This is a genomic window from Virgibacillus halodenitrificans JCM 12304, assembly GCF_001310895.1.
Taxonomy (GTDB): domain Bacteria; phylum Bacillota; class Bacilli; order Bacillales; family Amphibacillaceae; genus Virgibacillus_Q; species Virgibacillus_Q halodenitrificans.
This window is the reverse complement of record NZ_BAZS01000031.1, coordinates 41,148-52,333: the sequence shown is the minus strand read 5'-3', so window position 1 is coordinate 52,333 and position 11,186 is coordinate 41,148. Positions and strand designations below refer to the sequence as shown.

The following is an 11,186-nucleotide window of genomic DNA, read 5'->3' as shown; positions in this document are numbered from 1 at the left end:
AAAGAAGACACTGCGAGATTACGAGCAGATGTCGCGCTTGTACCCGGAGGTGTGAAAGCGTCCGCATGCAACGAAAATCAATGGGGCACTTCTCCTCAAATATTTCACTGAGTTGTTCATCAATAAATTTACGTCGCATTTTCCTCCAATTATGAATGAACAAAATACGTTTGTACCCCAACATTTGCAGTAGAACCAAAACTTTGATTTACTATGAGCTTATGCATAAACAGCAATGCCCACCATGTATTATTTCTATGATCATTCCAACAAACAGCACAACCTCTGTGTTTTAAACTCTTACCGTGCATCAACAATATCCATTATTGGAATGGAATAATTCTCTCCATTTTGAAGTAGGATTTTATTATTAATCTCATCTATTTTTTTAATCACTCCACTATAATTGATAATCATATTATTATGGTATGCGCTAACCGTGATGATTTTTTGATTTTTAAGGGCCAGAACGATCACTTCATTTAGCCTTTCCTTTTCTTGTTCATCTAATAAGGGTCTTGTTATTTTCTTATCTTCTGCCCACATGATTTTAAGCAATTCTGCATGCTCTGGCAGCATCATAGATGACCATTTTATATTCCCTCTATCTTGAACCATTATTACCACCTCTTTATTATTATAAGCGAACATAGGTTCTTTTATCAATGAAAAAACGTTGCTATATATTTTCAAACAAACGTTTGATCAATTAACTGATAATATAGGTCAATAAAGAAAGCTGTTTTTTTAGGTAATCAATGCAAGGTCTCTACAAAATATTCTCTAATTCGCTAAAAAAATCCCCATTTTGTCTGTAATTTGTAGGTTCATGCGGTTGCCCGGGAAATATTTCTCGTTATTTCCTTTTATGTGAGGGACTTATTTATATAGACAACCGTAAGATGCCTACACAATTTAAAATCCACAGCGTACAATAACCTAGACTATGCTTTGTATAGGGAGGATCTGTTATGTTTAACCCAAATCAACATAGAATGGGCTTATACCCCTATCGTAATTTAGAAAGATCAGCAAATTTTCTTATGCCTTCCCAGGCAATGAACTATCCAGAAAGGCAGAAAGGGCTGCAATCTCTTATTAGCAGGTTTATAAGACCAAAAGGGGGAATTGGTGCTTTAAATAATACAGCTAACACCGCTTCAACTTTGGCAACAAGCGGAGGAATAACAAGCAAACTAGACAATGTGCAGAACATATTAAAGATGGTGCAAACAACAGCACCACTTGTCCAGGAGTATGGACCGATGGTAAAAAACCTGCCTGCAATGTATCGAATGATGAAGGCATTTAAAGATATGGAAAATATAGAAGAAACAACAGAAAATGAAGGAGCAGAGGAAGATAAAATTTTGCTCGAGAGTATCCAAGTCGAATCGGATGAACGGATAGTTTCAAAAAAAGATACCCGGGGTCTTTCTCAACCAAAATTATATATCTAACAGTTGAAACTTGATTTTTCTTCTAATAAACGAAAAAATAGAGATAGTATAGATAAAGGAATGGAGGCAGATAAAATGAAGGAAAATATAGAATTGGCTACATTTGCAGGTGGATGTTTCTGGTGTATGGTAGAACCGTTTGATAGAAGACCGGGTATCATCAAAGTAGTGTCGGGTTATACCGGGGGAGATATAGAAAACCCAACGTATGAGCAGGTTTGTTCAAATAAAACTGGCCACGTGGAAGCAGTACAAATAACTTTTGACCCTGCTATTATGTCCTTTGAGCAGCTTGTTGAAACATTTTGGCAGCAAATTGACCCGACAGATGCTGGAGGTCAATTTAATGACAGGGGAGAGTCCTATCAGACAGTGATTTTTTATCATAATGAACAGCAGCGACAAATAGCGGAAGCTTCCAAACAGAAATTGAATAACAGCGGAAAGTTCAATCAACCAATTGCTACAAAGATATTACCTGCTACGCCTTTTTACGAAGCGGAAGAGAAGCATCAGGATTATTACAAGAAGCAGTCCTTCCATTACCGTCTATATAAGAAAGGGTCTGGAAGAGAAGATTTTATCAAATCAAACTGGCAACCGAAAATAGAAAAGAGTGAACTAAAGAAAAAATTGACTCCTACTCAATATCAAGTTACACAGGAAAATGGAACAGAAAGACCCTTCCAAAATGAATATTGGGATAATGAAGAAGAGGGGATATACGTAGACATAGTTTCTGGTGACGTGTTATTCTCTTCTAAGGATAAATTTGACGCAGGTTGCGGGTGGCCGAGCTTTACCAAACCAGTTGATCATTACCATATTAAAGAGAACACAGATAAGTCGCATGGAATGATTCGTACAGAAGTCAGAAGCAAAAATGCTGACTCTCATTTGGGTCATGTCTTCAATGATGGGCCCAAAGAAGCTGGAGGGTTACGTTATTGCATGAACTCTGCAGCCATGCGTTTTATACCAAAACAGAAGATGGATGAAGAAGGTTACGGACAATTCCATTATTTATTTCATTCATCTAATTGATTATAATATTATTATGTAAACACGGAGGAAATATAAATGATTCATTTAAATTGGGAAAACAAAGAAACCATCAAGCAAATAGAATGTGTTCATGTAGATGCCAAGAAATTTATTGTGCATGATAAGCTTACACCTGGAAAGAAGTACGATGTAAAGAATGAAACAGATGAATTTTATTTTATTATTGATAACAGCAACCGCATTGGTGGGTTCTTAAAAGAGTATTTTAAAGAAATAAGCTAACAAAAAGCAACAGGAATATCCTGTTGCTTTTTGTTAGTAAACCATTGTTTACACATATAGACTTGCGAGCATAATTCCTAAGCTTCTTTGATAAATTTCCGGGAATTGACCAATTGGCAAAGGATTTACTCCTCTACCTAATTCTATCGTATACCCGGGCCGTCTAAACTCCTGAATAAACCAATCTTTGTACCCAGCGTAGCTATCAATGTATCTAATTGGTGCATACCCGCTCACGCGCGAGTATTCCTCTACAATTTGCTCTGAAATTGGTGGCTCCATACCTTGAAATCCCCAATAAATTTCTTCCCCTTGTGTATGAAAAGCATTTACGATCGAAAAGTTACGATTATCAGCAAGTTCTGCCATAGCAATCGACTCAGGTTCAGTTAATGGCTCATACCCTGGAAAGTCTCGTGGTTGAGGCGTTGTAGGTTTTCTTTCTGCTTCTGTTTCCCATAGGGCAGGATATTGTTTGTTTAAATCTACCCCTCTAATATTTGCTTTCCAGTTACTGAAATCTTTCTGTTGATTATTGATTTCTAATACTTCTTCCTTAAACTCCCCGGCTGTGGTTGCACCTTGTAATACAAGATTAACGCCATCAGGGTTAACCATTGGTACAATGGATAAATTAGTTTCCATATATAGTGGAAGTGTAAACATACCTCGGATTGGTTCATGTGTTATTAAGGAAAGAACATATTCATTAATAAAACGCATTAGTACAGGAACAGTAATCCATTCATTTGCATGAAAAGCTCCATTTAAATGAACTTGCTTTGTTCCATTTCCTATCTGGAGTTCAATTAGCTCTTTACCCATCACTGAATTTCCGATCGATTGCTTCTTAACAAACGGGTAAATATTAGATAGTTCATTTAGGTCAGCAACCATTCTCTCGTATGTGTAGTTATTTACGTCTTTAATAATTAGTTCACTTACCTTTTTGGGTAAAGATACAATATCTCCAATTTGCAGGTTTTGGGAGTCTACACTTGGATTCAAAAGCAATAAACTATCTATAGAAATATTATTCGTAAGCGATATCGTCCAAAACGAATCATCAGCTTGTACTGTATATGATGTCTTTCTGTACCCTGGTATTTGTACTATTTGACCAACCGTAAGCTTTTCTGCGCTAATTAATGGATTTGAATTTTCAATCAAGATCAGTGGAATTCCAAATAACTGGCTATAATACCAGTATGTATCTCCATTACGTACCTTAATCTCCATGGCAATCTCTCCTTAACCTCGAATACTAATTCATATGAAGATAACGTTAAAACATGTATACAATAAGGAGAGATTGTTATTTAACCTCTATATCTTTTATTTTTTAAGATAATTACGTTATAATAATGGTGATATAAATAAGATCATTCATCCCACTCATTTTCAGAAGCAGCTTAAGGAGGAAAAATAAATTGGCATTTATAATTACATCACCGTGCAAAGATGAAAAAGCAGGGGAGTGCGTAGAAGTTTGCCCTGTTGATTGTATAGAAGAAGGTAAAGATATGTTTTACATTGATCCGGATATTTGTATTGATTGTGGAGCGTGTGAGGCTGTCTGTCCGGTCGAGGCCATCTATATGGAGGATGAAGTACCGGAAGAGGAAACTGAATATATTGCTTTGAATCGAAAATTCTTCGAAGAGCAATAAAAAGATCACTGTCCGAGGACAGTGATCTTTTTATTGCTCTTTTAATTCACAGAAACTTTATTTTATCTTAAAGTTGTTATAGCTTACTTCTTCATCTTGGTGAATAATTTGTACATCATTTACGCGAATAAAACTATTGAAACCTTCTTTCATTCATTTTCTCAATAAATTTATTTACAACTTGTTCTTTTCCCTGTACCTCCAATTTAACGGTGCCGTCATCCTGATTTTGCACCCAACCGGTAATGTCATTTATATCAGCATATTGCTTAGCTGCATTACGAAACCCGACTCCTTGAACCTTTCCACTTACTAATAGCATTAATCTCATAAAAAGTCACCTCAATTCATTCTCTTTATAACTAATAACCTAAACAGGGTCTATTTAAACTACTATAAATATAAAATAGTGTGATGATGATCACACTATTTAGAATATTTACTATAATTATTTGTTCTGAATTTTCATTAGTGATATGCTGAAAATACGTAGTATAAATGGAAAATCATAGTATCTTTATGTTAAAAACTAGAAATAATATTAAAGTTAAGGGAGTGATTAAAAAATGTCAGGACCTGCATTGAGGAAAATAGACAGCCATTCGGCCATACATGAAGCAGCATTAAATGAAGCAATTGAATTAACAAATCTGCTTGATCAGCTAGTAATTAAAGAACAACATAAAAAAGCATTGGAAGTTGGTTATATTCTTGTAGAACAATGGGAAACTCGTACGCTTCGACACGCAGAAGAAGAGGAAGCCGGTTTATATAAGGAAATTGTAAAAGATAATCCTGATCTACAAAGTGAAATTACTGCATTAACGAGAGATCATAATTTGTTACGTATCATAATTAAGGATATAAAAGAGAAATTTAATAAAGAGAAAACTATTTCTGATAACATTGTACAACTTTTTCAATCTCTAATTATTATAGATGAACTACACAATCAAAAAGAAATGGAAGTGCTCCCTGAACATTAAAAAAGGAGGCTTAAAAATATGGAAAGATCCACTCAGCAGCCCTTACGCATCCTACTGCCCGAACTCTATCAATATATTATTGAATATCTTGAAGAGCAACATAATATCCACTCATATGACATTCAAGTATTTGTAATGAATCAACATGACGGTTATCAGCTCTCTTTCGCTTTTGGAGAGGACTACAGTCACCAAGAAAAAATAACTCTTTCTTTAAAGCAAATTCAAAATAAAGAAGACAATATAAAACCATTTATTATGGAATTTGGTGAAAAGTGCAAGGAAACAATGATAGCTGATTACTACAAAATGATGAAAATGTAAAGGGGTGGAGATAGATGTTCATGTTTGAAGATGAAGCCAATATTGTCCAAGATCGGGAAGATTTAATTGCAATACTAAAAATGCGCTTTGAAGAAGTGCCGCCTCAAGTGACAGAACGTATTTATGAGATTAAGTCGTATGATAGCTTAGAAAGATTAATACTAGTTGCATCTAATGTCTCTAGTTTATCTGTATTCCTGGAAGAACTAGAGGAAGGGCAAGATAGTTTTAAAATACTTGGTGATCGATTTGATCCAATAAAAGGCCAGTTAGAAGGGGGTAGTAAAATTGAGAAGTAAGAATAAACTATTCGAAGCGTTAAAGCATATTAAACCTGGTGAAAAGATTAACGATAATTGGACAGAAGAGAGCAAGAGGCCGAGAGACTCAGAAGATATTTATCGGCGGCGTTGGCAACATGACAAGATTGTTCGCTCTACACATGGAGTAAATTGTACTGGCTCATGTAGTTGGAAAATATATGTGAAAGATGGAATCATAACTTCTGAAACTCAACAAACAGATTACCCTAGTACGGGGGATGATTTTCCAGAATATGAACCAAGGGGCTGTCCAAGAGGAGCAAGTTTCTCATGGTATTCTTACAGCCCTATTCGCGTAAAGTATCCTTATATTCGTAGTGATTTATATGAGCTTTGGAAGCAAGAGCGCAGCAAGGCAAGCGATGCGGTCCAAGCTTGGGAAACAATTGTCAGCGATCCTCAAAAACGTGAAAAATATGTGAAAGCAAGAGGAAAAGGTGGCTTCGTCCGTGCGACATGGGAAGACATGTGTGAAATTATTGCGAGCGCTTCCATACATACAATTAAAAAGTATGGACCAGATCGTATTGCCGGTTTTAGCCCTATTCCTGCTATGTCAATGATTAGTTATGCTGCTGGCACAAGATTCTTATCTCTAATCGGAGGTACAATATTAAGTTTTTATGACTGGTACGCAGATTTACCACCAGCATCTCCTCAAGTATGGGGAGAGCAAACGGATGTACCTGAAAGCGCTGACTGGTACAATTCCAAATATTTTATAATTTGGGGGACAAACCTTCCTCAAACACGTACGCCTGACGCTCATTTCATGGTAGAGGCAAGATATAATGGGACAAAAGTGGTTGGCGTGAGTCCGGACTATGCGGAATACGAAAAATTTGCAGACATTTGGCTTCCGGCCCGTGCAGGAACGGATGCTGCTTTAGCAATGGCAATGACACATGTTATTTTAAAGGAATTTTATGTAGAAAAGGAAACTCCTTATTTTACATCATATGCAAAAAAGTTTACGGATTTGCCGTTTTTAGTAACGATTGAAGAAAATGAGGATGGTAAGATGCGTTCTGATCGTTTTCTCCGTTCTTCAGATATACAAAAAGACCTTTCGTTAGGTGAATGGAAGACGCTGGTTTGGAATGAGCTTACAAATTTGCTTGAAACACCAAATGGCAGCATGGGCTTTCGTTGGGATGGAAGCAATCAATGGAACTTAGAATTAAATAAAGAGGATGGAAGTTCAATTGATCCAAGATTAAGCTTCATTGATCATTCCGATGAAATAGCAATGGTAGAATTCCCCTATTTTGCAGAAAAAAGTGGGAATACATTGACTCGTGGAGTACCGGTTAAAAACATTAAAGATATTAATGGAAAAACATTAAAAGTAGCTACTGTTTATGATTTAATGATGGCACATACGGGAGTCGACCGTGGATTAGCGGGCGATTATCCAAAAGATTACAATGACCCTAAGCCATATACACCGGCATGGCAGGAGAGTATCACAGGAGTAAGTAAAAACCATGTTACCCAAGTGGCAAGAGAATTTGCGGATAATGCGGAACGTACAAAGGGAAAATCCATGATTGCAATGGGAGGCGGTACAAACCATTGGTATCATAGTGATCATATATACCGAGCAATCCTTAATCTTGTATTATTAACTGGCTCTCAAGGTGTAAATGGAGGTGGTTGGGCTCATTATGTTGGTCAGGAAAAAGTTCGGCCACAGGAAGGCTGGCAACAAGTTGCTTTTGCGAATGACTGGCAAAAACCACCACGCCTACAGAATGGCACTTCTTACTTTTACTTTGTAACAGACCAATTCCGTTATGAGACCAAGCCAGATCAAGAAGTGAAAACGGATTGGGCTAGCAAGTACGATCAAACGCATCCGGCCGATCTAAATGCACTTGCAGTTAGACTTGGATGGCTGCCTTCTTTCCCTCAATTCTCTCAGAACTCCATAAATTTAGTTAAAGAAAGTAGAGAGAGAGGAGCTAAAACGGAGCAAGAAATTATAGAAGATGTAGTTAAGCAGATTAAGAATGAACATATAGAATGGGCAATTGAGAACCCAGACGATCCTAGAAATTTTCCGCGGGTATTTTTCAACTGGAGATCAAACTTGTTAGGTGATAGTGGTAAGGGACACGAGTTTTTTGTTAAACATTTAGTTGGTGGGGATAATCAAGTAATGGCAGAACCAGAAAATTCCTGGAAGCCGGAAACTGTGAAAGCGGAAGGTGAAGGCCCAACCGGAAAAGCAGACCTTCTCGTTAGTGTTGATTTTCGGATGACTAGTTCTGGATTATTTTCAGATATCGTTTTGCCTGCTGCGACTTGGTATGAGAAGTATGATATTAGCAGTACAGATATGCACCCATTTGTACACCCCTTTAATGCAGCTGTTTCACCACCATGGGAAGCTAAAAGTGATTGGAATACGTTTCGGGAAATAAGCAGGGTATTTTCTGAGTTAGCAGAAAAACATTTGCCTGCTACAGAAGATCTGGTAATGTCACCTCTTGCACACGATACGGAAGGTGAAATTGCTCAATCATTAGGAAAGATTAAAGATTGGCGCAAAGGTGAAGTTGAGCCCATCCCTGGTAAAACGATGCCATCCTTTAAGATAGTGCCAAGAGATTATCCTAATGTATACCAAAAGATGACTACGATTGGAGACCTGGTTAAGAAAGGGTATGGTGGCAAGGGAGTAACTATACCTGGTGAACCCGTACATGACGAACTAAGCGCAAGATTAGGAGCATCTTCCAGAGAAGGCATTGGAAAAGGTAAGCCTGATCTGTATACAGATAAACAAGCAATCAACGCCATTCTTTTAATGTCAGGTGCTACGAATGGAAAACGAGCTGTTGCAGGTTGGAAATCACTGGAGGCAAAAACCGGTCAGAAATTGGAGGAAATTGCAAAAGCAAGGGAGGAAGAGGACTACACGTTAGATGACTTAACAATTCAACCTAGAACCGCTATTTCAACTCCTGTATGGAGCGGCTTGGAAAAAGACCATCGGCGATATTCTCCATTTACAGTCAATACTGAATACAATATACCATGGAGAACATTGACAGGCCGACAAAGTTTTTATATGGATCATGAAATGATGCTTGACTTTGGAGAAGGGTTACCACTATATCTGCCTCCATTAAGTTATGATCCTTTCCTAAAGAAAGAAAAAGGTGTTGAGGAAAGCGGTAAATCTCTTACAGTCAGATATCTGACACCACACCAAAAATGGGGTATTCATACGATGTTTACCGACACAACAAATATGTCGACACTGTTCAGAGGATGGCAAACAATATGGATGAATGAAGAAGATGGGGCATCGATCGACCTAAAAGATAATGATTTCGTTGAGGTATATAACCGAAATGGAGCAATTGCTGCAAGAGTTGTATTAACATACCGAATTCCAAAAGGCATGGTTTATATGTATCACGCGCAAGATAGAACTTTAGGTGTTCCAGCAACATCTATTAATAAGCAACGTGGTGGCACGCACAACAGTGTAACAAGAATTACTTTGAAACCGACACATATGATTGGTGGATACTCTCAGTTAAGTTATGGATTTAATTATTATGGTCCTACTGGTCACCAAAGAGATACAGTTGCAGTCATAAGAGCATTAAAGGAGGTTGATTGGCTTGAGAATTAAGGCACAGGTCGCTATGGTGATGCACTTGGACAAATGTATCGGATGTCACACTTGTTCAGTAACATGTAAAAACACGTGGACAAACCGTCCTGGAACTGAATATATGTGGTTTAATAATGTCGAAACCAGACCGGGGCCTGGTTACCCAAAAAGATGGGAGGATACGGGCCACTACAAGGGAGGCTGGGTATTAAAAAATGGCAAATTACAGCTTAAAGCTGGAGGTCCCATTTCCAAACTGATGAATATTTTTTATAATCCGGACATGGCATCAATGGATAATTATTATGAGCCTTGGACATATGATTATGATAATTTAATTCATAGTCCGAAGCGTGAAAATTTGCCTGTAGGAAGGCCTCAATCCCAGATAACCGGTAAATATATCGATAAACCGGAGTGGGGACCTAACTGGGATGATGACCTTGCTGGTGGTAGTGAGACAACTTCCATGGATCCGACCGTTGAGAAGCTACAAGAACATATCTCTATGGAGTATGAAAAAACATTTATGATGTATTTGCCGAGAATATGTGAACATTGCCTTAATCCATCATGTGTTGCTTCCTGTCCATCTGGCGCACTTTATAAACGAGACGAAGATGGTGTAGTTCTTGTAGACCAGGAGGCTTGTAGAGGGTGGCGTTTTTGTATGAGTGGTTGCCCTTATCATAAGGTTTATTATAACTGGAATACACATAAGGCCGAAAAGTGTAATTTTTGCTACCCACGAACAGAAGCAGGTCTGCCAACGATTTGTTCTGAAACATGTGTCGGTAGAATTCGCTATATAGGAGTAGTGCTCTATGATGCAGATAAAGTAAAAGCAGCCGCGTCTGTAGAAGATCCAAAAGACTTGTACGAATCTCAATTATCTGTATTTCTGGATCCTTTTGATCCGGAGGTTATAAAAGAAGCAAAAAAAGCGGGAATAAATAATGAATGGATAGAAGGTGCCCAAAATTCACCTGTTTATAAAATGGCGATGAAATGGAAAATAGCATTGCCACTACATCCGGAATATCGAACTTTGCCGATGGTCTGGTATGTACCACCACTAAGCCCAATTATGAATCACATCACCAATGAAGAAGAGCTTAGTACAGATGGCTATATTCCAGCTGTCGATCAAATGCGTATACCTATTCAATACTTAGCCTCTATTCTAGCAGCTGACGATACAGAAGTAATTCGTAATGTGCTTCTGAAGTTAACCGCCATGCGTGTGCATATGCGAGGGAAAACAGTTGGTGGAATTGATGAATTTAGACAAAGTGAATTATTAAAGGAAGCTAACACGACACCGGAAGAAATTGAAGATATGGCGAGATTACTAGGAGTAGCAAAATATAATGAAAGGTTTGTTATTCCCACTGGCAGAAGAGAAATGGATGATGATTTATATGCTAAGCAAGGAATATGCAGTTTAGAAGATCTGGCACCACCTGAAGGGATTGTAACAAACATGCAGAGAAGGAGATGATAAT

At 37.7% G+C, this 11,186-nt stretch carries 12 protein-coding genes; 9 read left to right on the top strand and 3 right to left on the bottom strand.

What is annotated here, in order from left to right:
• Positions 1-300 precede the first annotated feature (300 nt).
• Positions 301-618 carry a YolD-like family protein gene (locus JCM12304_RS15000; protein ID WP_060681288.1) on the bottom strand — a complete coding sequence of 106 codons (318 nt, stop codon included), beginning with the start codon at positions 616-618 and terminating at the stop codon, positions 301-303.
• 353 nt (positions 619-971) lie between these two features.
• On the opposite strand from JCM12304_RS15000, the gene vrrA reads away from it, so the two are divergent.
• The 3 genes from vrrA to JCM12304_RS14985 all read left to right on the top strand — a co-directional run bounded on the left by vrrA (position 972) and on the right by JCM12304_RS14985 (position 2,747).
• A complete protein-coding gene (gene vrrA / locus JCM12304_RS14995) occupies positions 972-1,460 on the top strand; it encodes a VrrA/YqfQ family protein (protein WP_019378437.1) in 489 nt (162 codons plus the stop codon).
• 75 nt (positions 1,461-1,535) lie between these two features.
• Positions 1,536-2,504 (top strand): peptide-methionine (R)-S-oxide reductase MsrB, encoded by a 969-nt coding sequence (gene msrB / locus JCM12304_RS14990; protein ID WP_060681286.1) that lies wholly within the window; start codon positions 1,536-1,538, stop codon positions 2,502-2,504.
• Positions 2,505-2,540: 36 nt separating this feature from the next.
• The gene (locus JCM12304_RS14985; protein ID WP_019378439.1) at positions 2,541-2,747 is read left to right on the top strand and encodes a DUF6501 family protein; all 207 of its coding nucleotides are present in this window, start codon (positions 2,541-2,543) and stop codon (positions 2,745-2,747) included.
• 48 nt (positions 2,748-2,795) lie between these two features.
• Here the strand turns inward: JCM12304_RS14985 and JCM12304_RS14980 are convergent, their stop codons facing one another.
• Positions 2,796-3,986 carry a M14 family metallopeptidase gene (locus JCM12304_RS14980; protein WP_060681284.1) on the bottom strand — a complete coding sequence of 397 codons (1,191 nt, stop codon included), beginning with the start codon at positions 3,984-3,986 and terminating at the stop codon, positions 2,796-2,798.
• A gap of 191 nt (positions 3,987-4,177) precedes the next feature.
• Here JCM12304_RS14980 and JCM12304_RS14975 point away from each other — a divergent pair, with 191 nt between their 5' ends.
• Complete coding sequence (locus tag JCM12304_RS14975; protein WP_019378441.1) at positions 4,178-4,417, top strand: ferredoxin family protein; 240 nt, start codon at positions 4,178-4,180, stop codon at positions 4,415-4,417.
• A 133-nt stretch (positions 4,418-4,550) separates the two neighbouring features.
• Here the strand turns inward: JCM12304_RS14975 and JCM12304_RS14970 are convergent, their stop codons facing one another.
• Positions 4,551-4,748 carry an acylphosphatase gene (locus JCM12304_RS14970; protein WP_060681282.1) on the bottom strand — a complete coding sequence of 66 codons (198 nt, stop codon included), beginning with the start codon at positions 4,746-4,748 and terminating at the stop codon, positions 4,551-4,553.
• Positions 4,749-4,983: 235 nt separating this feature from the next.
• On the opposite strand from JCM12304_RS14970, the gene JCM12304_RS14965 reads away from it, so the two are divergent.
• From JCM12304_RS14965 to narH, 5 genes are read left to right on the top strand one after another with little or no spacing between them, the layout of a single operon-like run.
• Complete coding sequence (locus JCM12304_RS14965; protein ID WP_060681280.1) at positions 4,984-5,403, top strand: hemerythrin domain-containing protein; 420 nt, start codon at positions 4,984-4,986, stop codon at positions 5,401-5,403.
• Between the two features lie 18 nt (positions 5,404-5,421).
• The gene (locus JCM12304_RS14960) at positions 5,422-5,727 is read left to right on the top strand and encodes a hypothetical protein (protein ID WP_060681277.1); all 306 of its coding nucleotides are present in this window, start codon (positions 5,422-5,424) and stop codon (positions 5,725-5,727) included.
• Positions 5,728-5,741: 14 nt separating this feature from the next.
• The gene (locus tag JCM12304_RS14955; RefSeq protein WP_060681275.1) at positions 5,742-6,026 is read left to right on the top strand and encodes a hypothetical protein; all 285 of its coding nucleotides are present in this window, start codon (positions 5,742-5,744) and stop codon (positions 6,024-6,026) included.
• The gene (locus tag JCM12304_RS14950; protein ID WP_060681273.1) at positions 6,016-9,699 is read left to right on the top strand and encodes a nitrate reductase subunit alpha; all 3,684 of its coding nucleotides are present in this window, start codon (positions 6,016-6,018) and stop codon (positions 9,697-9,699) included. The genes JCM12304_RS14955 and JCM12304_RS14950 overlap by 11 nt, the downstream gene beginning before the upstream one ends.
• Positions 9,689-11,182 carry a nitrate reductase subunit beta gene (gene narH, locus JCM12304_RS14945; protein ID WP_060681271.1) on the top strand — a complete coding sequence of 498 codons (1,494 nt, stop codon included), beginning with the start codon at positions 9,689-9,691 and terminating at the stop codon, positions 11,180-11,182. The genes JCM12304_RS14950 and narH overlap by 11 nt, the downstream gene beginning before the upstream one ends.
• The last annotated feature ends 4 nt before the right edge of the window (positions 11,183-11,186 follow it).

Coding starts and splice junctions, on each gene's coding strand:
- JCM12304_RS15000 (WP_060681288.1), bottom strand. CDS start 618: ATGGTTCAAGATAGAGGGAATATAAAATGGTCATCTATGATGCTGCCA.
- vrrA (WP_019378437.1), top strand. CDS start 972: ATGTTTAACCCAAATCAACATAGAATGGGCTTATACCCCTATCGTAAT.
- msrB (WP_060681286.1), top strand. CDS start 1,536: ATGAAGGAAAATATAGAATTGGCTACATTTGCAGGTGGATGTTTCTGG.
- JCM12304_RS14985 (WP_019378439.1), top strand. CDS start 2,541: ATGATTCATTTAAATTGGGAAAACAAAGAAACCATCAAGCAAATAGAA.
- JCM12304_RS14980 (WP_060681284.1), bottom strand. CDS start 3,986: ATGGAGATTAAGGTACGTAATGGAGATACATACTGGTATTATAGCCAG.
- JCM12304_RS14970 (WP_060681282.1), bottom strand. CDS start 4,748: ATGAGATTAATGCTATTAGTAAGTGGAAAGGTTCAAGGAGTCGGGTTT.
- JCM12304_RS14965 (WP_060681280.1), top strand. CDS start 4,984: ATGTCAGGACCTGCATTGAGGAAAATAGACAGCCATTCGGCCATACAT.
- JCM12304_RS14960 (WP_060681277.1), top strand. CDS start 5,422: ATGGAAAGATCCACTCAGCAGCCCTTACGCATCCTACTGCCCGAACTC.
- JCM12304_RS14955 (WP_060681275.1), top strand. CDS start 5,742: ATGTTCATGTTTGAAGATGAAGCCAATATTGTCCAAGATCGGGAAGAT.